General features: G+C 43.8%; 24 protein-coding genes. 20 read left to right on the forward strand and 4 right to left on the reverse strand.

All coding sequences use genetic code 11. The features are described 5' to 3' along the window. Positions 1–24 precede the first annotated feature (24 nt). The 8 genes from ACFQ45_RS09145 to ACFQ45_RS09180 all read left to right on the forward strand — a co-directional run bounded on the left by ACFQ45_RS09145 (position 25) and on the right by ACFQ45_RS09180 (position 7,807). The gene (locus tag ACFQ45_RS09145; protein WP_377366895.1) at positions 25–1,245 is read left to right on the forward strand and encodes a methyl-accepting chemotaxis protein; all 1,221 of its coding nucleotides are present in this window, start codon (positions 25–27) and stop codon (positions 1,243–1,245) included. Between the two features lie 674 nt (positions 1,246–1,919). Then, positions 1,920–2,708, forward strand: a complete 789-nt coding sequence (locus ACFQ45_RS09150) for an amino acid ABC transporter ATP-binding protein (protein ID WP_377366897.1) — start codon at positions 1,920–1,922, stop codon at positions 2,706–2,708. A gap of 19 nt (positions 2,709–2,727) precedes the next feature. After that, positions 2,728–3,642 carry an aminotransferase class IV gene (locus ACFQ45_RS09155; protein WP_377366899.1) on the forward strand — a complete coding sequence of 305 codons (915 nt, stop codon included), beginning with the start codon at positions 2,728–2,730 and terminating at the stop codon, positions 3,640–3,642. Between the two features lie 19 nt (positions 3,643–3,661). Next, entirely contained in the window at positions 3,662–4,477 is an 816-nt protein-coding gene (locus ACFQ45_RS09160) for a transporter substrate-binding domain-containing protein (RefSeq protein ID WP_377366900.1), read from the forward strand. A gap of 33 nt (positions 4,478–4,510) precedes the next feature. Further along, positions 4,511–5,173, forward strand: coding sequence for an amino acid ABC transporter permease (locus tag ACFQ45_RS09165; protein ID WP_377366902.1), 663 nt, complete (start codon positions 4,511–4,513; stop codon positions 5,171–5,173). Positions 5,174–5,184: 11 nt separating this feature from the next. Beyond that, positions 5,185–5,850 carry an amino acid ABC transporter permease gene (locus tag ACFQ45_RS09170; RefSeq protein WP_377366904.1) on the forward strand — a complete coding sequence of 222 codons (666 nt, stop codon included), beginning with the start codon at positions 5,185–5,187 and terminating at the stop codon, positions 5,848–5,850. Between the two features lie 29 nt (positions 5,851–5,879). Beyond that, entirely contained in the window at positions 5,880–6,551 is a 672-nt protein-coding gene (locus tag ACFQ45_RS09175; RefSeq protein ID WP_377366906.1) for a GntR family transcriptional regulator, read from the forward strand. Between the two features lie 108 nt (positions 6,552–6,659). Beyond that, positions 6,660–7,807 (forward strand): IS3 family transposase gene (locus ACFQ45_RS09180; RefSeq protein WP_377366908.1). Its coding sequence is split into 2 segments (ribosomal slippage): positions 6,660–6,897 and positions 6,897–7,807, totalling 1,149 coding nucleotides; the frame shifts between segments, so codons are not numbered across the junction. A gap of 257 nt (positions 7,808–8,064) precedes the next feature. Here ACFQ45_RS09180 and ACFQ45_RS09185 read toward each other — a convergent pair. The 4 genes from ACFQ45_RS09185 to ACFQ45_RS09200 form a co-directional block, all read right to left on the reverse strand. Next, positions 8,065–8,736: an energy-coupling factor ABC transporter permease gene (locus ACFQ45_RS09185; protein WP_377366910.1), complete on the reverse strand. Its 672-nt coding sequence runs from the start codon at positions 8,734–8,736 to the stop codon at positions 8,065–8,067. A gap of 127 nt (positions 8,737–8,863) precedes the next feature. Further along, a complete protein-coding gene (locus tag ACFQ45_RS09190; protein ID WP_377366912.1) occupies positions 8,864–9,589 on the reverse strand; it encodes a response regulator transcription factor in 726 nt (241 codons plus the stop codon). Between the two features lie 50 nt (positions 9,590–9,639). Continuing rightward, positions 9,640–10,857, reverse strand: coding sequence for an MFS transporter (locus ACFQ45_RS09195; protein WP_377366914.1), 1,218 nt, complete (start codon positions 10,855–10,857; stop codon positions 9,640–9,642). After that, entirely contained in the window at positions 10,857–12,386 is a 1,530-nt protein-coding gene (locus ACFQ45_RS09200) for an amidase (RefSeq protein ID WP_377366915.1), read from the reverse strand. Before ACFQ45_RS09200 ends, ACFQ45_RS09195 begins: the two co-directional genes overlap by 1 nt. Before the next feature lie 186 nt (positions 12,387–12,572). Here ACFQ45_RS09200 and nthA point away from each other — a divergent pair, with 186 nt between their 5' ends. The 12 genes from nthA to ACFQ45_RS09260 all read left to right on the forward strand — a co-directional run bounded on the left by nthA (position 12,573) and on the right by ACFQ45_RS09260 (position 24,407). After that, positions 12,573–13,169, forward strand: a complete 597-nt coding sequence (nthA, locus tag ACFQ45_RS09205; RefSeq protein WP_377366917.1) for a nitrile hydratase subunit alpha — start codon at positions 12,573–12,575, stop codon at positions 13,167–13,169. A gap of 9 nt (positions 13,170–13,178) precedes the next feature. Then, on the forward strand, positions 13,179–13,499 hold the full coding sequence (locus tag ACFQ45_RS09210; protein WP_377366919.1) for a hypothetical protein: 321 nt from the start codon (positions 13,179–13,181) through the stop codon (positions 13,497–13,499). After that, positions 13,499–13,849 (forward strand): SH3-like domain-containing protein, encoded by a 351-nt coding sequence (locus ACFQ45_RS09215; RefSeq protein ID WP_377366921.1) that lies wholly within the window; start codon positions 13,499–13,501, stop codon positions 13,847–13,849. The genes ACFQ45_RS09210 and ACFQ45_RS09215 overlap by 1 nt, the downstream gene beginning before the upstream one ends. Beyond that, positions 13,846–14,304: a nitrile hydratase accessory protein gene (locus ACFQ45_RS09220; protein ID WP_377366923.1), complete on the forward strand. Its 459-nt coding sequence runs from the start codon at positions 13,846–13,848 to the stop codon at positions 14,302–14,304. Before ACFQ45_RS09215 ends, ACFQ45_RS09220 begins: the two co-directional genes overlap by 4 nt. 40 nt (positions 14,305–14,344) lie before the next feature. Continuing rightward, positions 14,345–15,517 (forward strand): substrate-binding domain-containing protein, encoded by a 1,173-nt coding sequence (locus tag ACFQ45_RS09225; protein WP_377366925.1) that lies wholly within the window; start codon positions 14,345–14,347, stop codon positions 15,515–15,517. A gap of 108 nt (positions 15,518–15,625) precedes the next feature. Next, positions 15,626–17,176 (forward strand): sugar ABC transporter ATP-binding protein, encoded by a 1,551-nt coding sequence (locus ACFQ45_RS09230; protein WP_377366927.1) that lies wholly within the window; start codon positions 15,626–15,628, stop codon positions 17,174–17,176. 8 nt (positions 17,177–17,184) lie between these two features. After that, entirely contained in the window at positions 17,185–19,200 is a 2,016-nt protein-coding gene (locus ACFQ45_RS09235; RefSeq protein WP_377366929.1) for an ABC transporter permease, read from the forward strand. A 304-nt stretch (positions 19,201–19,504) separates the two neighbouring features. Then, the gene (locus tag ACFQ45_RS09240; protein ID WP_377366930.1) at positions 19,505–19,849 is read left to right on the forward strand and encodes an EthD domain-containing protein; all 345 of its coding nucleotides are present in this window, start codon (positions 19,505–19,507) and stop codon (positions 19,847–19,849) included. 44 nt (positions 19,850–19,893) lie between these two features. Further along, entirely contained in the window at positions 19,894–21,393 is a 1,500-nt protein-coding gene (locus ACFQ45_RS09245) for a sugar ABC transporter ATP-binding protein (RefSeq protein WP_377366932.1), read from the forward strand. Beyond that, positions 21,390–22,382, forward strand: coding sequence for an ABC transporter permease (locus ACFQ45_RS09250; RefSeq protein ID WP_377366934.1), 993 nt, complete (start codon positions 21,390–21,392; stop codon positions 22,380–22,382). Before ACFQ45_RS09245 ends, ACFQ45_RS09250 begins: the two co-directional genes overlap by 4 nt. Positions 22,383–22,393: 11 nt before the next feature. Continuing rightward, on the forward strand, positions 22,394–23,359 hold the full coding sequence (locus ACFQ45_RS09255) for an ABC transporter permease (RefSeq protein WP_377366936.1): 966 nt from the start codon (positions 22,394–22,396) through the stop codon (positions 23,357–23,359). A gap of 52 nt (positions 23,360–23,411) precedes the next feature. Continuing rightward, positions 23,412–24,407: a sugar ABC transporter substrate-binding protein gene (locus tag ACFQ45_RS09260; protein ID WP_377366937.1), complete on the forward strand. Its 996-nt coding sequence runs from the start codon at positions 23,412–23,414 to the stop codon at positions 24,405–24,407. The last annotated feature ends 65 nt before the right edge of the window (positions 24,408–24,472 follow it).

Raw genomic sequence — 24,472 nt, forward strand, 5'->3', positions numbered from 1 at the left:
CACCATTAACAAAGGAGAATGCATATGTGGGTAGCCAATATTGCTCAAAAAGTCATCTCGGAATTATCAGTCCCTGCTTTTATTAACTGTTTAGGAGGTGGTGGTAAAAAGAAAGGGTTGTTATTTATTAATCGTGCGATGGTTGAAAAGTTAGGCTATAAGCATGCAAAAGAATTAAAAGGTCGACCTCTTTACGATATTTTATCCGAGAATCAACCTGGAAATCGATCTCGTGATGAAATGATGCTCGAAGGAAAAAAGCTATTAGGCCAATATAAATATTGGCGAGGAGGTTTAACGTATCAATGCGCTAATGGCTCTACGTTCACGACGTCTGCAATTGTTACCTTAGCTAATGTTGGTAAAACGCTGTACACCATAAGCGTGTTGGAAAACAAAGAGCTAATGGAAGCCTTTACTCAATCATTTGAGTCTGAAGTGGGAAAGGCTTTAGTTGTGATGAAAGATATTTCCAACGGGCTAGAGACTAGTACTTTTGGTTTAGTTGATAAGTCTGCTACGGCAACGCAGGTATCGACTGAAAGTATGTCGCTTGCTGAACAATCTGCAGAGTCTGCAAACAAATTATCTAACTCAATTAACAATATGGTGAATATTTCAACGCGAGTTCAAGAGCGAGTAACACACGCTAAATCTATTGCACAAACTGCTTCCGCTGAAACTCGTAAATCAGATGAGATAATGAAGCAAATGGTTCTAGCCGCTGAAAATATTGGCGAAGTCGTTGAATTAATTAAATCTATTGCGGATCAAACCAATTTATTAGCTCTAAATGCAGCTATTGAAGCAGCAAGAGCAGGCGAAGCGGGTCGGGGCTTTGCGGTGGTGGCTACGGAAGTAAAAAATCTAGCTGGCCAAACTGCTAAAGCGACAGAAGGTATTGTGACACAAATTGATCTAGTTCGATCGTCAATGCATAACACTGTTCAAACATTGAAAATGACAAATGATGTGGTGAATGAAGTGGATGCTATTGCAAAAGATGTGGCTACTGAAACAGAGCTGCAGGCCGAAATTAGTCAAAATATGAATCATCAGCTTTCTCAGCTCTTAATGGATGCGGCTAATGCTAAGAAGATCTCACGGACAATGAGTGAAGCAAATATGCAAGCAAATAAAGAAACAGCCCAAGTTCAGCGGTTAGTAAATCAATTAAAAGATAATACTTTCTTCATTGATGGCAATGTTAGATCTTTTTTGGATCAATTACAGCAGAAGTTTTAAGGAACATGCGATTAAGTTGGCAACATGAGACAATCTGGCCGACTTAATCTCATGTAATCGCATGTTCCCTAAAGGAAAATACCGTTCACATTGACGGCAATATCCGATCCTTCCTAAACCACCTACAGCAAAAGTTTTAAAAAGCATGCGATGTAGTAGGTAAACTTTGTCACTTTGCAGACTACATCGCGTGGTTTTGACTCCTTATCATGCCAATAGAAAAGCATTTTCTTATTGGCAAAACTCTTTTCAATGAAAAAATTTCACATCATCAAAAGTAAAAATTGTATGAGATCTGTGAAATGCTCTTTTTATTTGATTTCGATATAAAAAATAATTTTTATATGCGAAATAAATATATTTAAATTCAGTTACCTCATTCCTTAAAACATAAAAATTGTATTTATAAAATCGCACTAATTTTGAACCATATTATCCAAATCTTGATCGTTTTTACTTAGATATTCCTACCAAATTAGAGGTTTTGCATTGTATTAGTGCTCAGATGAATGATACTGCCTCATAAGAGTACATAAATTTTTTCTTTTAAATCAATTTCTTATGTTTATAGATAATCTTTTGACATACCCTGTCCATACGTACGAATATAGATTGCATACAGATTGTCGACAGTCGTCAATCTTCGTTTTTTCATCATTATTTCAGGTGCTGTCATGAGTGAAGTTGTTTTAGAGACTAAAAAACTCAATAAAATTTTTGGGACGAACCATGTTCTGGTTGATATAGATCTGACAGTAAATAAAGGAGATCGTATTGCAATTATTGGTGGAAGTGGCTCGGGTAAAAGTACAATGCTACGTTGCCTTAATTTTATGGAAACGCCGACCAGTGGTGAAATTTTATTGAAAGGAAACACCATCGGTACGTTGGCATCCAAAAACACATCGGGTCCTCAAGTATATAAACAAAGCGAAAAAGAATTGTGCTCTGTTCGAAAAGATGTCGGCATGGTTTTTCAACAGTTCAATCTTTTTCCTCACATGACCGTGCTTCAGAACGTGGCTGAGGGACTTGTACAAGTAAAAGGGTTTTCCAAGAAGGCCGCTAATGAACGAGCGACTAAAGAACTTGAGCGAGTCGGCCTGGGGCAGAAATTGGGTGCCTTTCCTTCACATCTTTCAGGTGGTCAACAACAACGTGTTGCTATTGCACGTTCTTTGGCGATGGACCCTGAAATTCTTTTATTTGATGAGCCCACTTCTTCACTGGACCCTGAACTAGTAGGTGAAGTGTTAAACGTTATTCGTGACTTGGCAGACGAAGGTCGCACTATGCTGCTAGTGACGCATGAATTAGGTTTTGCTTACCACTTTGCCAATCGCGTTCTCTTTTTTGCCGACGGCAAATTTCACGAAGTAGGCACCCCTGATGAGGTGCTTAAAAACCCACAGAAGAAACGCACGCAAGAATTTATCGAACAATTCTCGGCTTTCAGTTTTTAATTTGATTGGATAAATAAAGATGAACAATACACAACGTAGTGCCCAAGCGTATGAAGGCGATCCACGCAACGCGGATGTAAAAATTTATGTAGATGGCGAATTTAAATCACGCGATGACGCCAAGGTGTCCATTTTTGATAGTGGCTTTGTGTTAGGGGATGGTGTTTGGGAAGGCATGCGTCTTGTAAATGGCTCATTAGTGGCGCTGGACCAACATATGACCCGTTTATTTCAAGGTGCCGAAGCAATTTCATTAGATTTGGGCGTGTCTCGAGACGAAATGATCGAGATTATTAAAAAAACCCTCGCTGAGAATGACATGCATGATGGTGTGCATATTCGCTTGATGGTCACGCGTGGCCGTAAAGAAACGCCGAACCAAGATCCACGTTTTACGATTTCAAAAGCTTGCATCGTTGTGGTGGCGGAATACAAGACGATCACGCCCGAATCAAAAATCGGGGGACGTAAGCTGTTCACCTCAACGTTCCGTTGCAGTGGCCCAGATGTCTTTGACTTACGTCTGAATTCACACAGCCGTTTAAATTTAATCCAGGCCTTGATCCAAGCCATTAATGCCGGTGCAGATGAAGCATTGATGCTCGACCCAAATGGTTTTGTGGCGAGCTGTAACTCAACTAACTTCTTCATCGTTCGTGGTGATGAACTTTGGACGTCTACGGGGCATTACAACTTTAACGGTATCACCCATAAAACAGTGATGGAGTTGGCTCGTAAAGCAGGCATTACGGTCCGTGAGAAAAACTACACCCTTGCTGAAGCGTATTCCGCTGATCAAGCGTTTTTGACGGGCACATTGGGCGGCATTACACCGGTCAGCAATATTGATGGTCATACCATTACTAACCGTAATAACAGTGAAATGATCGAAAAACTTACTCAGTTGTATGAAGAGTACCTAAACAGCTATTAATTAAAAAAGGAACGCAAGTATGAAAAATGTTTTCAAAAAGTGCTTTACGTTAATTAGTTTATCCGTGATCTGCGCAAGCGTCAGTTTTGCCGAGGACCTATCGACTTTAGAGAGAATTAAATCAACTAAAGTGATGAAATTGGGTGTTGTACAGGGCGAACCCTGGTACTTCAAAGATCCAATTACAGGTAAATGGGACGGTGTGGGTTACCGCTTAGGTGTGAAGATTGCGGAAGATTTAGGTGCAACGGTACAGCCATCTGAAACCACTTACGGTAACGCGCCAGCGGCGATTCAGTCTAAGCAAGCAGATCTTGTATTGGTACTGGATGCGACCGAAGAGCGTAAAAAGGCGATCTCTTTCCCGGAAGCACCGTTGCTGTACTACAAGCAAGGTATCCTGCTTCGTGAAGACCTAAAAATTGAAAACTGGCAAGACTTGAACTCGTCGGAATACCGCATTGGTACGGCAATGGGTAGTTCCGTTGACCGTGACCTGACGCAACGTCTACCTGAAGCCAATATTGAACGTTATGCCAATACGGATGAAACCATTGCGGCGTTTATTTCAGGTCGAATCGATGGGCTTGCGTTCTTTCACCCAGCATTGGTGATTGCAAAATCAAAAATTAGAATGGGGAATCTTGTGATTCCGAAACCTGAGATTAGCAATCCAACAAGTGGTGGTATTCGCAAAGAAGATACGGCGTTCCGTGAGTATGTGAACTCTGAATTCATTAAAATGATGGAAGACGGAACCGTGACAGCAGTCTTCGAAGAATATTTGAAAACCAAAGGTCTGAATCCTAAAGAGATTCCAGGTGTCATGAAGTAAGGCCTGATAGCCAAAATCAGTAAAGGTGTACGTATGGGTTTTGAATGGGATTTTGCTGCGGTATGGCAGCATAGCGATATGCTTTTTGAAGGGGCATTAGGGACATTGCAGCTAGCTGTAGTATCCATTTTCTTTGGGGTGATTGTGGGAGCGTTGTTAGCTACAGCACGTTTGTCTACTCATCGTGGTATGTCATTACCTGCGACGTGTTTTGTAGAGTTTTTTCGAAATACGCCGCCCTTAGTACACTTTTTCTGGTTTTTTTATGCATTACCAATCGTGGCGGGGATTTCTCTGTCACCTTTTTGGGCGGCAGCCCTCGCACTCTCCACTCAGTCGGGTGCGTTTTACGCAGAAGTCTTCCGTGGTGGTATTAAATCCATCGAGCGTGGGCAGTGGGAAGGTGGACGTTCTATTGGTTTAACGTCTAAAACCATCATGCGACGTATTATTCTGCCACAAGCGTTTAAACGTATGGCGGGGCCATTCATGGAACGTACCTTTGAGTTAACGAAAACCACAACACTTGCATCCACCTTGGCATTTGGCGAGTTGCTTTACCAAGCTATGCAGGTCAACGCAATTACTTATCGCCCACTTGAGGTGTATTCCACGATCGCTCTGATGTTCTTCTTTTTTCTATTAGTAATGAGCATGTGTATGAAGTGGGTCGAGTATAAAATTACGGCGAATTAGGGGAGTAGACAATGAGTTTTCAATGGGATATGAGTGTTGTCAGTAGCAGCATTCCAGTGATTCTAAAAGGTGTGGTGGTTGCCTTTGAACTGTGGGTGATCTGTTTTGCTATTGGCATGATTATTGGAAGCCTATTAGGGATTGCAAGATCTTCAAAAAATAAAATGTTGAACCTATTGGCTATTTGTTATGTTGAGGTCTTTCGTAATACGCCTGTATTGATTCAGGTGATTTGGTTTTACTATGCTCTGCCCATCTTAACCGGTCAGCAGTTGGGCGGGTTTGAAGCAGCGCTATTGGGCTTGGCGTTGAATACATCGGCGTATTGTACTGAAGTGTTTAGAAGTGGCATCTTGTCTATTCCCAAAGGCCAATTTGAAGGCGGTGCTTCGATTGGTATGCGTTCCAGTCAGGTGTTTCGACGCATTATTCTGCCGCAAGTTATCAAACGTATGTTGCCTGCCTTTACCAACCGAGGCATCGAGCTGGCAAAGATGACGTCACTTTGTTCTGTGATTGCGGTGGAAGAAATTATGTACCAAGGTCGTTTGTTAAGTGCTGCTTACTTTAGACCACTTGAGATTTTTACTGTTGTCGCGATTGTTTACTTTATCGCAATCTTTCCTGGTAGCTGGTGCTCAGCTCGCTTAGAAAAACGTTACGCTAAATACGACTAACTGGGGTTCTAATAATAAAAGGATATTATATGCAGTTTGAAAACTTAACCCCCCGTACGACGATCAGACACACAGTTCAAAAAGCTCTGCGTGATGCAATCTTACGTGGTGAATTATTGCCTGGTTCTAAGCTTGTAGAGTCGCGTTTAGCTAGTCAGTTTGGAACCAGTCGTGCCCCTGTTCGAGAAGCTATCTCTGCATTAGTACAAGAAGGGTTTATTGAAGCAAGCCCATTTGAAGGCTACTCCATTCGAAAGCTAACCCCCAAGCGTTTGTTAGACCTGTACCAAATGAGAATAGGGCTGGAGCGTTTGGCTTTCGAGTTGATCTGGGAAAAGCGAACTGATCAATTTTTTAACGAGTTAGATCAGCGCTGTAATTACCTAAAAGAAGCCATTTTGGCAGAGGATAAGCCTCGTTCACTTGAAGCGGAACTATCCTTTCATTCAACCGTATACGAGTTTGCAGATAATGAATTACTTTTATCCTCTTGGAAAACGTTAGCTGGAAGGTTGCAAATATATTGGGCATTACACCAGAAAATTCATAATAGAAAAGGCCCTGCTTTATCCGGTCATGACAAGTACATTGAATTTGCCAAGGGTGAAAGCCTTTCAGATATGTTGCATGAGATCACATCACACGTCACAAAAGGTATGCCTACGGTGGCATCCTCCATTCAGCGTCAAGAACAAAGTTAGGAAAAGTTATTTCATGGTTGGGGCAACGATTTGATTGCCTCTACTGGACTTCCCAGACTTTACTAGACACCTATTAACGTTAAAATCTAGTTAAATAAGAGGTGTTTTATGAAGTCCAAACGTTACCCTGAAGAATTTAAAAGAGAAGCGGTTAAACAAGTGACAGAGCGTGGTTATTCTGTTGCTGAAGTGGCTCAACGGCTCGATACAACCACCCATAGTTTATACGCTTGGATCAAAAAGTATGTAGAGCCACAGCCTCAACCATCCGAAGACATTGATTTAGCCTCTGAGAATGCTCGGCTCAAGTCTGAACTGAGACGAATCACGGAGGAGCGTGACATTCTAAAAAAGGCCGCAAGGTACTTTGCCAACAACCCAGAGTAAAGTACGCCTTTGTTCGAGATCACCAAAAAGAACACTCTGTTCAATTGATGTGTCACGTCTTTAAAATTCATCGAAGCGGTTATTATGCTTGGTTAAAAAAGCCACTGTCTGATCGGGCTATTGAAGATCTAAGGCTTTTAGAGAAGATTCGAGAATGCCACATTGCAAGTGGTGGCACCTATGGAAGTCCATGGATACATCGAGATCTTCGTGATGAGGGAGAATCCTGTAGCGTACATCGTGTTGCCAAGATCATGCGTAATAACAAGATTAAGACCCAGATTGGCTATAAACGTCGCCATATTCAAGGCGGTAAAGTAGGCAAGATTGCTGACAACATATTGAAGCGTCAGTTTAACCCTGATGCCCCTAATAAAGCGTGGGTAAGTGATATTACCTACGTTAGGACCCATGAAGGTTTTTTATACGTCGCAACTGTTATCGACTTATTTTCCCGACGTGTTGTTGGGTGGTCAATGGATAAAATGATGGATCGTCATCTGGTCATTAATGCTTTACTAATGGCCATCTGGCAGCGTAAACCTAAAGGTGAAGTGCTGGTTCACAGCGATCAAGGGAGCCAATATGCGAGCTCTGACTATCTTGCTTTTATGAAAGCTCATAATTTAGCACCATCAATGAGTCGTCGAGGAAATTGTCACGACAACGCCGTTGCAGAAAGCTTTTTCGCCACGTTCAAGAAACGGGTGACAAAACGAAAAATCTATAGAACAAGGGAAGAAGCCAAAAGTGAAATATTTAATTTTATTGAGATGTTCTACAATCCGATAAAACGACATTCGCATACAGGTGGCGTGTCACCTGCTAAGTTCGAAGAAAAGTATTTTTTAGAAGTTCCTACTGTCTAGCAAACTCTGGGAAGTCCATAGCAATTATTTTCTTGTGTTTGATAAGTATTAGAGAAGCCAAAATAACCAATGATAATTTAGATCAAAAATACAACTGAGGTGTTTAAATATTCTAGTTTTCCTCTACAAAATTAGGATTAAAACGAATTGGTAAATTTAATAGGGCTAGATTCTCCTTTATATTAGAGATTTTACCTTAAGACGCTAATGATTTATAAGTAAAAGCCGAGAAGGATCTCGGCTTTTATTTTAGTTTATTAAACTAATCGAGAGTTGAAAATTATAAGGTTTTTGTGCTTAAAAATATTTTTAACAGTATATAGGGCGGCCAAATCGATAACAGGCTCAATAATAATGACGCTTAAATAAACAATGCCAAAAGTAGAAACGCTCATTAGAGTTTCAGCAGTAAAGCCTTGGCCATAAAAAGCCCAGAATGCGACCCAAGCAACGATCCCAGCTTGAAATACACTAGAAAGCTTCAATACCTGAGCGTAGCTTAAATCCACATAGGAAGTACCTTGAGGGATAATTTTCTGGGAAATCATATTCATAGCCATTAATGGAACTAGCAATGTTGTGATGTTCATGCCGTATTGTGGAAGGTCAAAAGGCGCGAAAAACAACCCTTGAAGCAATAAGCCGGTCGCTAAGCCGATTCCTGTTGCGGTCATACCAAATACTAAAAAGAGCATCGATCCGAAAATAAAGTGGACTTCTGAAAGGCCTACAGGGGGGTGTGGTAGCACCTGAAAGAAGAATAGAACAAGTGCTGTGGTGATTATGCTGGATGCCGCTAAAGCTAATGACTTAGTCGGACTTTTAAGATGGCTAAGGGCCTGTTTGGCAATAACGAGCAATGAAGCACTGCCTGTTGCGTAGCCTAATGCGACTTTGGCGCCTGTAATGAGTTCCGGATCAATATGCATGACAACTACCTCTAAATAATAATTCTGTTGGTGTCTTGATTAGAACAAGAAATTATCTAGATGAGCATCGGCATTTTTGTTGATAACTGGCCGTGATTTGGCGTTAATGATATTGTGGGTAGAGGATCTAATGTAATGCGGTATTGAATTGAACCGCTAACTCTGCGCGATTAGCACAGCCGAGTTTTTGTAAGGACTTGTTCAGATGAGTTCGTACGGTGCTAAAGCCAATGTTCAAATATTGGCCAATTTCTCTGTCTGTAAACCCTTTAGCGATTAGCTCAACGACATCTCGTTCCCGTGACGTCAAAGTGTTGATTAGTTGAATGTTGTTTTCGTTCTTGAGTATGGAACGTTTTAGGTAAGGTTCAAGGATTCTCAGAAGTCCCTTTTCACGACTATCGAAATTTTCTTGATTTTTGCCGCGCCATAAACGGAAATCACCAATGTCTCGACCTTCATCAAAAAGATACAGATTAATGCCGTATTTTAAACCGTCTTTTTTCATCACATCGTTGTAGTAATCAGTACGATAATAATCTTTATAGTCGATGACTTCTTCGACAGTAGAGCAACCTAACGCTCTCATCTTGAACGTGATGGGGTCATGAAATTGGTAGTGATCTGTATAGATCTTTTGAGCATCTTCAGAAATGTTCTCGTTGATACCTTTGATAAAATGTTGGCTTTGAGGATCGAGAATGTATGAGCAGGCATGCTCGCAGCGGAGCAGCTTCGCCAAATCCGTTAAAACAGATTCTCTAACTTCAACATCGTTGCATTGATAACTTTCAAGTTTGGCTACGATGTCTGCAAAAAGTTTTATTTCATTCATCGTCATATCACTAAACATTATCTTAGACCTCAAAACACAATTACCAATATAAATGTTCTGAGCAATTATTATGCCGCTTTTTCATTTTTGTATATCAAGAAATAAAGTATGGCGGTTATAGAGAGTAACCAAACGCTTAATAAACCAATTGAAATGGATGTTTCAAATTGGTCCATTAAAAGGCCAACCAGCATGGCAGGGAATGCATTGCCAAAGATATAGCCTATGAAATAGTAGCGAGAAATATTGTTTGCAAGTTCTTTATTAGGAGAGTTTTGATTAATAAGTCCTGTTGCCCCGACAAATGAGATGCCATACCCAAAACCGCATATGAAAACAGACAAGCTAAAACCAATGGCAGCGTGAAAGATCGAAAACAGGTTTATTAGAGCAAGTGCACTAATAGTAAGCGCGATGCCTGATGTTACGCTCATTTTTGGTGTAATGTATCCACTTAAGAGTTGCCCTATGCCTGCACTGAGTTGAAACCCCATTAATAACGCAGCAGCCAATAATGCGCTTGAAATACCAACCTGTTCTATCGCGATTTTGGTACCTACGGCCATGAGGACTGATCCCACTGACCACCCAATAATCAAGGTTAATCCTGAAATGAAAAAAAGTGGGCTTAAATGGAAAGGACGAGTTTTCAATGTAGGGCTAGTTGATTTTTGAGTCGCTTTTGGTGGTGTTATCCATTGATCAGTTAATAAGAAGAGTGGGATTGAGCACAAGGCGACCAGAATGATGACCCAATATGACCAGAAAAGAGGGCTAAGGTCATACTGTATGAAAACACCGCTGATAACTGGGCCTAATGCGCTTCCGAGTGTGAATGCCACGGTCGATTGAACAGCGGTTGCACGTGGATTCTTTTTTGGATGAAGTTCTAGCAGTGTCGCAGCCGCAGCACCTAGAAGCGTGCCTGTTGCAATACCAGAGAGGTAGCGTCCAAGATATAAAGCTGCTTCATTGCTCGCCAGTGCTAAGACGATATTACTAACGATCAGAATGAGGCTTCCTGATAGTAAAAGGTATTTTCTGTTTCGAATATAACGGCTAATTTTTATATTAAGCAATAGTGCAGAAAGTACACCAACAGCGTAGGCACTGAAAATTGCGCTGATACTTGAACTGCTTAAATCGAATAATAATTGATAGTGGGTATATAACGGAGAAGGTAAACCGCTACTCATTAACGCCGCACAGACGGCTAGGCAAGCTCCAATTCGGGTTAGTAAACTAGTATTGGAGGGCGATAAAGTATTGTAGCGGTTTTTCTTCATTACAGCGCAGTACCTTGTTTCCAGTCGTACGTCTTATAGAACTGTTGCGCTGCGGTGATGAGGGTGGCATCGTCCATCATACGTCCTACTAGCATCATACCAACAGGCATATCTTTCACCACTCCACAAGGAATGCTGAAAGCAGGGTGTCCTGATACATCAAATGGCATGGTGTTTTGCAGCATATTGGACGCATCAATCAGTTCTGATTCTGGGGTTCCGGGTGCCGGTAATTTATCCGCAGTATGTGGATTCGTTGGCATGATTAACAAATCGACTTTTTCTAGCAGCTCATCGTATTTTTGCTTTAACTTCATTCTGAGGTTCTGAGCCTTAGCATGGTATCGGCCCTGATATTTCTTATGCATGTAATCGCCAAGGAACAACATAGATGTCGTGGTGTACGGAAGTTCATCTGGGCGTGCACGCCAGCGACTACTAAAGGCTTGAACTAAACTGGTGGTGTAAAGACCATTCCAGTTATCACCTTGACCACTGCCATGGAAAATAAGCTGAGCAGCGCCTTCCATAACGATACCCGTGTGAATAGCACAGCCGTCTAAATGCATTGGCTCACTCACTTCAATCACCTTAGCTCCCAATGCCGCGAAATGTTCTGCCGCTTGTTTTACGGTTGCATCCACTTCTGGATCACTATTGTGGTGACCAAATCCTTCCTTAAGAATACCGATAGTAAGCCCTTTAACGTCTTTGTTAAGTGCAGCAAGATAATCTTGAGGTTTTGAGCTGACCGTTCTGGGGTCATTTTCATCAGGTCCCGCAATAACGGTCAGAAGTTTGGCAACATTTTCAGGGGTATCGCACATGGGACCTAGGTGATCCATGGAGTAGGTAATCGGCATAGCCCCAGTCGTTGGGACTAATCCCCAAGTTGGTTTTAAACCATAAATACCACACCAAGCCGCAGGAGTACGTACGGATCCGCCTTGGTCACCACCCACTGACATGGTTACCACACCTGAGCCAACGAGCGCAGCATTACCACCAGAAGAGCCGCCAGCTGAGTAGGCGTTGTTAACAGGGTTCAAAATGGGGCCAGTTTCGCATGTGTAGCTCTGGCTAGAGGTACAGAGTGCTTCACAAGCAGCTTTTCCTGCAATGATGCCGCCGGCATCTAGGATGCGCGTAACAACGGTCGCGTCGACATTAGGCATAAAGCCTTCTAACACTCGCGTACCATTCATCATAGGAACGCCAGCAACACAGATATTATCTTTGATCGCGACTTCTACGCCTTTCAGAAGACCTTCGTCAGCCCCTTCGATGTGAGTTTTCCAATACCACGCATTGAGAGGATTCTCTTCTTTTGTTGGTTCATAACCAGGAGTGCGAGGATATTTTACCAGTGGAATTGGATCGTTTAATTCATCAATACGATCGTAATCTTTTACGATGGGTGCAATAAACTCAGAATACATTGCCGCTTCACTGGGTGTTAAATGCATTCCAAATTGTTCTCCCATGCTCTGAATTTCTGCAGTGGATGGTGGACGTACTTTTTTAGACATATTCAACCTATACATCATGTGTGAGTGTTCCACACATTAGATAGATAAGTATTTTGGCTTCATATCGTCATAAATGTTGATGGTGAGATGTTTAAGAATCATCCATTATGAAATCACTGAGTTGAAACGCATTGTTTCAATGTAAATAAAAAGCGAATTTATACGATTGCAATAAAGGAACTTAAGATGTCAGGTACAGCGCCTCCTTCAGATTTGATGTTACGAATTAAAGCTATTGAAACTTTATTAGAAGAAAAGAACCTGATTGACACCAGCGCAGTAGACGCCATGATCGAGCTTTATGAAAACAAACTTGGCCCTAGAAATGGTGCACAAGTGGTAGCAAAAGCTTGGACCGATGAGGCTTATAAAGCTCGATTGTTAGAAGATGGCAGTAAAGCGATTGCTGAGCTTGGCTTTACCGGAGTACAAGGTGAAGAAATGGTGGTGTTGGAAAATACCTCAGAAGTACACAACGTTATTGTTTGTACGCTTTGCTCTTGTTACCCATGGCCAGTTTTAGGGCTTCCACCGACTTGGTATAAAACCGCTGCGTACCGTAGTCGCGTTGTGCTAGAGCCACGTGCTGTACTGAAAGAGTTTGATTTAGAGATTCCTGCCGAGAAAGAAGTTCGTGTATGGGATAGCAACGCAGAAATCCGCTTCATGGTACTACCTGAGCAACCTGAAGAATCAAAAGGTTTATCTGAGCAAGAGTTAGTGGAATGGGTGACTCGTAATTCCATGATTGGTACTGGCTTAGCTGAGAAGCCATCAAAATAGGAGGTTACTGTGAATAGCGCACACGATTTTGGTGGTATGCAATGTTACGGCCCTGTTCAAAATGATCACGGCAAAGAGCCCCCATTTAAAGAAGATTGGGAACGTAGAACCTTTGCCATTCATATGCTGGTGCAGTTAGAAGGGATGATGTACCCCGACGAATGTCGTCATGAAATGGAAAAAATGGACCCTGTCCATTATTTAGAATCTCCTTATTACGAACACTGGCTATATGCAACTGAACAGTTGCTTTTAAGCAAGGGTATTTTAACGCAAGAAGAGCTGACACAGCGTGTAGCAGAGTTAAAAGAACTGGGGGAGGACAAATAATGCCAATCAATGCAAAAGACGTGATCGACATGATTATGGGCAGCCAACATCCTCATCATGAAACGACTTTGCCGGTTCGTTTTAAAGAAGGTGATCGTGTCAAAGTGACACGAACCGTTAAAACAGATCACACACGAGTGCCTTCGTACCTTAGAGGTTGTGAAGGGGTCATTGTGAAATACTACGGTATTTACATCTTCGCTGATTCACGTGCTCACGGTAAGGGTGAATGTCCGCAAGCGTTATACAGTGTGCGATTTGAAAATAATGAATTGTGGGGTGACGGTGGCGAACCCAACAATGTTCTTTTCATTGATATGTATGAGAGCTATTTAGAGGCAGCCAAATGAGCCAATCAGAGAATTCTTCACTGTTAAATAAACTGAGCAAGATTGACGTCAATGATGCGGCTGATGTGACGTTTGAAGAACCTTGGCAGGCACAATCTTTCGCGGTTACGGTTTTGCTTAGTAAGTCAGGGCTGTTTGCGTGGACGGAGTGGGTAGAGATGTTTGCCAAGCATATTGCTGATCGACCACAACATTGTGATGAAACACCGCAGCAAGCGTATTACCGGCAATGGCTGTCTGCTTTAGAAAGTTTGCTTGATAGCAAGGGGATAACGTCCGAGCAAACACGTGCGTTATACAAAGAAGATTGGCGTCGATCATATATCGTTACCGAGCATGGTCAGCCAATTAAATTTCAAAAAGGGTTGCCGGATATGCCTAATCCGCATCACCACCATCATCATTCTCATGGAGTTAAACCTAAGCCAATTAGTGTTAGCCCAGCCAAAAAATAGAGTTTAAAGCTCACAAAAAACCAACTAAAAGGAACTCAAAATGACATCGAAAAATGCGATGGGGGCTTTGTCGTCCCTAAAAAAACTGAAAAAAGTGGTTGCGCCAATTGCATTAGTTAGCTCAGCGGTAGCGGTATCAGCGCCGAGCTATGCAGCGGACACCGAAAAGTTGAAAGTGTTTGTGAGCTTCGGTTTCTACGGTAATACCTGGATGGAGCAAAACAAAAATATGATGGAAGCACTAACTAAAAGCTCTGACTACAGCGACAAAGTAGACATTGAGTTTCAGGTAGTGAATAACGGTGATGCTCAACGCCAAGCCCAACAAATTAACGGTATGGTCGAAGCTGGAGCGGATTTAATCGTCATGTATCCTTCTTCACCAACGGCCTTAAATCGCTCCATTCGTAACGCCTGTCGTCAAGGTATTTCTGTTATTGCTTGGGACTCAACGGTAAGTGAAAGATGTGCAACTAATGTCCATGCTGATAACAAGGTATTAGCTACCAACCAGGCAGAATGGGCGGTGAAAGCGATCAATGAAAGCGGCAATATCCTTATGATCAATGGTGCGCCTGGTGTGGCGGCAAACGATGATCGAGTTGTCGCAGCGAAAAAAGTCTATGACAAATATCCTAACGTAAACGTGGTTGCCGAAGTGAACGGTATGTGGAGCGACCCAGTTGTTTTGGGTGAGTTGAGTAAGGTGATGGCCGTTAAAAAGTGGAGCGATATTGACATCGCAACCGCACAATTAGGTTGTTACCCATTCTACCAATTGCAAGATTCTGCGGGCATTCCTGATGCTGAGAAAATCCCATGTGCAGGGTCGGCAGAAATCAGTGAACGTGTAGCCTTAATGGATCCAAATACAGACGTTGGTGAAACTGAGGGTGCATTCCGTCCAATGGGTATCAAAGGTCAAACGTTTGAAGTAGGGCCTGTTATGGGGGCTCAAGCACTTATGTACGGTATCGATGCGTTGTTAGAAGGTAAAGAGTTGCCCCATGACATCATCATGGATGTACCAGTTGTTACATACAAAGATACTAAGCTATGTGAAACGGGATCTTGGCAAGAAATGCATGAAACCGGTTGTAATGTATTCAAGCCAAGCATGATTCCTAATACTGAATTCTCAGTAGCGATCTACAGTGAAGACACGCCTCAACTTGGTTTACAAGCTGCGTTGAACGGTACGCCTGAATATTAATTGAGTAATGTAAAAGCAGCCTTCCTGTAAGGCTGTCCCGTCTTTCTCATATAAGGTGGCGAGATGTTATCGCCCCTTATATGACAATTCTGAAATGAGATACTCCTTATGAACGCTATTGAGATGATCAATATTCGTAAAGCGTTTGGTGCAACGGTAGCCTTAGAAAGCGTTTCTACGAAGATACATGCTGGTACTGTTCACGCTTTGCTAGGTGAAAACGGTGCAGGCAAATCTACAACGGTTAAAATGCTAAGTGGTTTATTGAGCCCTGATGTTGGTCAGCTTATGGTCAATAACCAAGAAGTGGTTTTATCTTCACCAAAACAAGCTCACGACCTCGGTATTCAAACGGCTTTCCAAGAGATGACCCAAGTCCCAGACTTAACGGTCACCCAAAACCTTCTGATTCCTTATGAACCAACAAATCGCTTGGGGCTTGTGGATCGAAAAGCCTCCAAAGCTCAAGCACAAAAAATCCTCGATGACCTCGATCTACAAGGTATTGATTTGCAAGCTCGTGTAGGAGAGCTTGACCTTGCACTCAGACAAAAGATTGAGATTGCCAGGGCGGTATCAAGATCACCTAAGATTTTGCTACTCGACGAGCCTACCTCGTCATTGAGTGGTAAGGACATGGAATGGTTAGGTAGCATTATTGCGCGACTTAAGTCGCAAGGATGTACCATCATTTTCATATCGCACCGCATGCTAGAAGTGCGTGAATATTGTGATCGCTTGACTGTTTTAAGAAATGGTAAAGCCGTACATGAAGGGGCTGTTTCTGATGTCTCTGATGAAGAAATTGTGAAGCTCATTATTGGACGTAGCTTAAGTGCCACTTTTCCAAACATAGTGAATACAACAAACACTGCACTGCCATCCGCATTAAAAGGCGACTCAATACAAGTTGGAAAACGTCTTAGAAATGCTTCGTTTGAATTAAAACGAGGCGAAGTGCTTGGTGTTGCAGGTCTCCAGGGCATGGGCCAGCTAGAGCTATTCAAAGCCTGCTTTGGTGCAGAAGTGATTGCATCTGGCGACTTCTATATCAATGGTGAAAAGACCCTACTGACGTCACCTGCGGACGCTATTGTTCCAGGGCGAGATATTGGATTTATTCCGGAAGAGCGTAAAACCGAAGGTTTATTTCTATCTTTAAGTGGGCGTCACAACATCAGCCTTCCTGTGATTGATCAGTACACACAATTTGGTCTGGTAAACAATGAGATCGAGACGAATGAAGTGGCTGACTCCCTCGTCAAAACCGAAGTGGCTGAGCGTGGTTTATATCAACCTCCCACCGCATTCAGTGGTGGTAATCAGCAGAAGATGATTATGGCACGCTGGATTGTCGCGGGCAGTAAAATCTTATTGATGTACGACCCAACTCGGGGTGTAGATATTGGTACTAAATCCGAAATTTATAAATGGATCCGTCAATTTGTTGCTGATGGAGGATCAGTATTGCTGTACTCAACCGAAATCGAAGAGGTTGTACAGCTGTCAGATCGTGCAATGGTGTTTTATGACGGTGAAATTATCGAAACCTTATCCCGCGAAGACATCAATGAGGAACGCATTATGGAGTTGGCGTTAGGTCAGGCCCATGCTGCCCCAGAAGCAGAATACTTTGAACAAACCAAAGAAGCGATATAGGTAAGCTTATGACGACACTCACTAGTACTTCGAATTCCGGTCGTGATTGGTCAACCTCGATCAAAGCGAACCAAGGCCTTCTGCTTAGTATGGTCTTTTTCTTCAGCTTGATGGTGGTTACAGCCCTCGTAAATGGTCGAGCGCCGAGTTATTTTACTATCAGCATGCTTCTAGCTTCCGTAGCGCCATTAGCCCTTGCTGCAATCGGCCAAACAGTCATTGTGATTGGTGGTGGATTGGATTTATCAGTCGGGGCAGTGGTTGCTTTCTCACAAGCCGTCATGGTGATCTATTTTGCTGAGCTGGGCTTACCTGTCGAAAGTCTAATTGTGATAGGTGTGGTCATTGGTATGCTGGCCGGCATGATCAATGGTTTTTTTGTTTCCGTCGTCGGTTTGCAACCGATTATCGTAACTCTAGCGACTATGTTCACTCTACAGGGGGTTACATACCTCGTACTTCCTCAGCCTGGCGGTATGGTGCCAGATGAGCTCATAGTGATGTTATTGGATGACACCATTTACGATGTGTTACCAGGACCTTTGACGGTTTTAGTGGTTGCGTTAGTTATATGGTGGGTTATTAGGAATACGTCATTAGGTACCAGTATTTATGCGGCTGGTAGCGATGGACAGTCTGCCAAATTAGCGGGTTTAAACGTCAAGCGGGGAGTGTGGGCAAGTTATATAATCGGTGGCGGCTTCTATGGTGCAGCTGGTGTGATGGCTGCCTCTTTATCTGGCGCAGCTGATCCCACTATTGGAACACCTCTTCTTGTTTCGAGCTTAACGGCAGTCATGCTAGGTGGCACGTTATTAGGAGGTGGCCGAGGCTCTGCGTTGGGTTCAGTGATGGGTGCATTAACAGTGATTGCAATGGTAAATCTACTGTTAGCTTTCGGTGCCCCCAATTACTTAAGTGCAGGGATTGAAGCACTGATCTTGCTATTGGCTGTCATCATCAATCGCCCACGCGGAGAGTCAGCAAATGGAGGGTTACAAAGAATGCTACTTTCCATTCAGCAATTCTCTTTGCGCTCAAGCCACGTCGCGAAAAAACGTGCAAGCCAGTTTAACCTTCCTCCAATCAGTGCATGGTTACCAAAGAGTGATCGTAAATACATGATTCCTGCTTGGGTTGGCGTTGTGGTCATTTCTGCAATTGCAATGATGTATTACGGCGAGGATCTAGAAACACTGCGCTACATAGACCGTCTGTTATTACTGGGAGCCTTTTTATCTGTTCTCGTTTTGGGGCAAGGTGTGGTCGTTATGAGCGGCGGTTTTGACTTATCAGTGGGTTGGGTTGTATCGGCTTGTGGTGTAGTCGGTGCCATGATTATGCAAGGTAGTGATGCGAACTTACTGATTGCGTTACCCGTCGTGTTATTGCTTGGCGCTTTTATTGGCTTAATTAATGGCGTAATGGTGTCAGTTGTTGGCTTATCTCCGATTGTTGCAACCTTGGCGATTGGTGGTTTACTACAGAGCTTCACGATGTTTGTTTCTGGAGGGACTCCGTCAGGGACTGCATCGCCGGCTTTAATATGGCTGATAAACGGCTCTATTTTAGGCATGGCACCACTATCACTTTTAATCTTTGTCTTTGTTGTATTTGGCGTGTTGTTTACGACCTGTACAGCGTTTGGACGTCGATTGATATCGGTTGGTAGCAATGCTGAAGCGGCGTTCCTTTCTGGGGTCAATGTTAGCAAAGTCACAATTAAGGCCTACGTTGTATCCGGCGTTTGTGCCGCCATTGCAGGCATGTTGTTAACAGGTTTCTTAGGGCGTGCAAGTTTATCCTTAGGTGACAGTTATTTGTTACCAACAGTTGCTGCTGTTGCGATTGGTGGTACTTTGATCAGTGGTGGTCGGGGTCATTACTTGGGTATGTTTGGTGGGGCCTTAGCACTCACAGCATTACAGATCCTACTAAGTGGTACGCCATTACCTACCGCAGTACGTGATATCATGTTGGGTTTGGCTGTGTTAATGGCTGTTGTGACCTTAAGAGAAAAATAAGCACAACAAGTTTTACTTGAAAAGCGAGTCCTTAAGCATCTGCAAATGAATAGGTGTATTAACGTCTTTGTTAATTGATAAGAGCCACGGAGAGTGAAGTCTCCGTGGCTCTTGGTTGATCATTCCTAAATTGTTCGTTTCGTTTATTCCTGCCCTTACTTACTCAAAGTTGTTCTGATTAATTTTACCCTTTGTCCTAAATATCCAATAGGTTGGCTTATTTTGCCAAGCGGGTTTCATCTTTCGTTCCTTACTATGGATTTACAAAGTCACAAAAAGACTGAATAAATCAGAGGAACATCTTATGTATATCGCAGCTTATATTTTTCGTCGTGTGCCAGGCATGTCACTTGAGGGCTTCTTGGACTATTACAAAAACCAACACGGTCCGTGCATGGTGGCTTTGATGAAGGATAGAGGGCTGATTTCCTATGATCATTATCCTATCCGCGAGACAAATCTTGGGGACATTTATGTTCCAGAAGAGGGGCCTGCTTACGATGCGATCTCAATCTACACTTTTGAATCTGCTGAGGCAGCCAAAGTGTGCTGGGAAATGGAGGAGGTGAAAATCGACAGTCAGAATTTCATCGATTTTGATTCCATGCAGATGTTGCCGCTAACACACCGAACTGTGTTTCCAAAATAACTCTCATTTTTAATTCCCTAAATCAAAACCTGAGAGGATATTTCGTGGAAACACAACCTATTTTACAAGCCAATAATATCTCAAAGCGCTATGGCGGCGTATTCGCTTTGAGTGATGTGAGCTTTTCATTAGAAACAGGAGAAATCCTGGGACTATGCGGTGAAAACGGCGCAGGCAAAAGTACCTTGGTCAAAGTCATGGGAGGCTATGTTAAGCCTGAAGAAGGCGAGCTGATTGTGGATGGTAAATCCATTGAACTAGGCAAGCGTATTGATCCCTCTTTAATCACCATCGTTCACCAAGAGTTGTCTATTCTGCCTCATTTAAGCGTGCTGGATAACATTATGATCGGTATGCAAAGTAAGGGGCTTATCTACCTTCGTGGCCGCTACGTTGCTCGAGTGGAGAAGTATTTAAAAGACGTGGGTTTAGATCATGTTTCACCGTATCAATTGGCTGAGACATTGTCCCTAGCGGAGCGTCAATTGGTGGAGATTGCTCGAGGTCTCGCCAGTGGCGCTAAAGTGTTGCTACTTGATGAACCGACCGCAACTCTGTCTGAAGCCGAGATCGAAAAAGTCTTTGCGATCATGCGTAAGCTGAAAGCGGCAGGCACCACTATGGTGATCATTAGTCACCGTTTAGATGAGGTGTTTGCCATCACAGATCGGGTCACGGTATTTCGTGGTGGACGACATATTTTTACTAAACGTACTCAAGAGGTGAGCAGTGCTGAGCTGGTCACAGCGATGTTGGGCCATGAAGTGAAGCGTGGTGTTCAGCGCCCCGTTCGACGAGTAGGGGATACCTTTGTGCGCTGTCGCAATGTTGCCATCACTGATAGTTTTGGCCCGTTAGACTTTGATTGTGCCAAAGGGGAAATCGTTGCGTTAGTAGGTCAATTAGGCTCAGGCGCGGATGGATTGCTTCGTACCCTTGCGGGTTTGTCACCTGTGACCTCCGGCCACATTGAAATCGGTGGTCAAACAGCAAGCCTACGCTCTATACAAGACGCTGAGCGTCATCACATTTCCTATGTACCTGAAGATCGTGCCGGTAAAGGGGCGTTTTTAGAGGCGCCAATTGGTCAAAATCTAACGTCTCGAGTACTGAGTGATTTAGCGCCTCAAGGTGTGATCCATGCAGAACAAGAGTTGAAGCTCGCCCGGGATCTTGCTGAAGCGTTCACCGTGAATCCTGAGCGAAATGGGGACGCCGTGTCGACTTTAAGTGGCGGCAACCAGCAAAAAGTAGTGCTCGGTAAAGCGGTAGCCACCAATCCTGATGTGCTCTTGCTCAATGAGCCAACTCGTGGCGTCGACATTGGCGCTCGTGCCGATATCTATGACCGTTTACGTCAGCGTGCAGACGAGGGGTTATCCATCATTTTCTACTCCACAGATTTGGAAGAAATCTTAGATTTTGCAGACCGAATCGTTACCGTCTTCAAGGGTAGCCTTGTGCGGTCTGTCCCCCGATCCGAAGCCACTCAAGAAAGTATTTTGCAGGACATCCTGCATGGAAACAGTGAGGTTGCAGCATGAGTCAGTCTGTTACGGCTAAGCCATCAATATCATTAGCGCTGTCATCCAGTGGAATGTTTTCCCCTAATCGTATACAAGCCACGGCTGTGCGTATGCTCATTGTTGTTATGGCATTGTTGGCATCCATCTTTGTGGAAGGCTTCGCTTCTCTGCAAAATCTGAGTTCTATTCTGTTTGTGACTGTGTCGGTCGGTGTTGTCGCAGCAGGGTTAGCTTTGGTTACCATCAGCGGCAACTTGTTCATGTTGTCCATCAGTGCCACGGCATCAATTTCGACCATTGTTTTTGCCAGTGTTTTAGATTTTGGGGTCATACCCGCGATCCTAACAACGCTTTTTGTCGGGGTGATACTGGGCTTTTTGCAAGGCGGTGCAGTGGGGGTATTAAAGACCAACCCAATCATCACTTCTATTGCTGCGTCGTCCATCATTATGGGGCTAGGGGCCTGGTACTCGGGTGGTCGCACCATCACCAGCGATGTCAAAGTGGAATGGTTGGGCGTCGGCCACGTGCTGCCTGGTATTCCTAATCAGATTTTCATCCTGTTAGCGGTTTTGATTGCCGCTGAGTTCTTTCTTTCCCGTATGCGTTTGGGCCGTGAGCTTCAGCTAATCGGTATTAATTCCAATACTGCCAAGTTGTCAGGCTTACGTATTCAGCGTGCCACCATCGTTGCTTATGTTATTGCTGCGTTAACGGCTGCCTTGTCCGGTGTGTTGATTGGGGCGCAGTCATCTCAAGGCAACTTGTCATTAGGAGCCGGGTTGGATTTCAGTGCCATTGCTGCGGTGCTTGTGGGTGGTGTCGCTATCGCAGGCGGTCATGGTCGTATTTATGACGCAGTCTGTGGCGCTCTGTTCTTGGCCATTATTGGCAACATCTTATTGCTCAAGGGCTTCTCTTTAGACATCCAGTTGATGGTGAAAGGGGCAGTGGTTGTGGCGTCAGTCATGTTAGGTGCGGTGTTAACCCGCAAACGTAAGAAATAAGGAGTGACGCCATGTCTCGTTCATTAAATTGGAATGCATCAGATTATTTGCGTGTTGGGTTAATTGTCGCTGTTCCAGCAGTATTTGCCCTGATCAGTGAGTATTTCTTATCAAGCGGTAACCTTTTTGCCCTGATGCAAAACTTTGCGTTGGTAGGATTAGTGGCACTTGGATTATCTCTGACCATGGTGGTCGGAGAGTTCGATTTGTCGGTGGCATCTATGGTGGCCGTTGGTGGACTCATCCTTGCCAAAACAGGCGTCGACAGTGCGTACATAGGCGTGCTTTGCGCGGTAGTTTTTGGTCTGGTGGTTGGCTTGATCAACGCCTTGCTGGTGATTCGTCTAAAGGTTTCATCATTGGTCAGTACGCTTGGAGTGATGATTCTGCTCTCTGGTTTTGGCTATTGGATTGCAGATGGCAATGTGGTGCCTTACTTCAATTTTGATGCGGCTGATGCCTTGGACGCGCAGATTTTCTATCTGCTCTCACCACGTATCAATATCACAATCGGTGCCTTCTTCATTCTGTATCTGGTATTGAAGTTTACCCGTCTTGGCCGTGATCTCTACGCTACGGGCAGTCATCGTCAGGCCGCCACCATGAGTGGTGCTAATACCTCATTGTCTCTCTTCTTTGCGTTTGCGTGTTCTGGCTCATTCGCGGCGTTGGCAGGTGCTTTGATCTCTATCAGCTTGGCAACGGGCTCTCCAACACTGGGTGACGGTTTGCTGATTCAAGCGGCTTCTGCAGCGATCTTGGGAGGCGTTTCCCTAGGTGGTGGTGTGGGCAAAATCCACAATATTGCCATCGGTGTATTGATTCTAGCGGCTCTGAACAATGGCTTGAGCTTGCTGGGAGTAAGTTCCGCCGTGTCCTTGCTGATTAATGGTTCTGTGCTGGCGTTCGTAGTGATTATGAACGGTAGCCTGAGCGAATTTATTACCCAGAAAATGAAAAAAACAGCATCGGCATAGACCGATGATCTTTTGAACTTGCGTTATCAAATATATCCATCAGGAGTGAACTATGAAATCTGTACGTCCTTTAGTGAAAACCTTGAGCACTGTCTCAGCAGCAGTTTCAATGGCGACGGTTATGGCATCTTCTAGCCAAGCTAGTGCTGGGATTGAAGACAAATCTGTGATTTTGCTTCAGCCAACAGAAGAATGTGCTTACTGTGCGGATTACTTGAAGTTTTTCAAGAAAGACGCGACAGAAGCCGGGTTTAAATTTGAAACAGTAACGAGTGCTTTTGACCCAGCTAACCAAGCGAATCAGGTGGAGCAGGCCATTGCTAAGCGCCCTGATGCCATTATTTTGTGGCCAGTTGATGTGAACGCTTTGATTCCATCTATGCGCAAAATCAAAAAGGCTGGCATCCCATTGATCATCAGTGATGCGATGCCAGCGAAGCAGTCTGAACCTTATTGGGATGTCTACACTGGTGGTAATTCTGAAGAAATCGGTCGTGAGTCTGCTCATGCATTAGTCGATGCCTTTAAGGCAAAAGGGCATGGCGAAGAAGGCGAGATTTTTGTCATCACGGGCACACCGGGCACTCCAACGTCAATTGGCCGCACCAAAGGATTCAAAGAGGAGCTGGCTAAGATTGCTCCAGGGATCAAGATTCTAGGTGAGCAACCGGGTAATTGGGATCAGAACGTGGCGATGAATGCAGCATCAACTTTGTTCACACGCTTTGGTGATCAGGTAGACGGTGTGTACGCCGTGGAAGATCTCATGTTAGCCGGTGTGATTGTCGCAGCAGCCCGTGCCAATATTGATCCCACTAAACTCGCTCTAGTGGGTGTTGGTTGTGAGCTAGAAGGTTATGAAAACATTGATGCAGGTGTTCAGCATGCCACAGTGTTGTCGGATGCCTACAGTGATGCCAAGTATGCTGTGAATGCCGCTGTAAAACTGCTAAACGGTGAGCCTCAAGATAAGTACACCTATTTACCAAACCCGATTGTGACAAAAGAGACCTTAGATCTTTGTCACGGTGCATTGGCTAACTATTAATTTAAGTAAGATCTGCATTGAGTCGAACTTGGGTGCGACTCAATGCATCGATATGTGTCACCCTG

Source organism: Rhodanobacter aciditrophus (assembly GCF_042679525.1).
GTDB lineage: Bacteria > Pseudomonadota > Gammaproteobacteria > Pseudomonadales > Marinomonadaceae > Marinomonas > Marinomonas aciditrophus.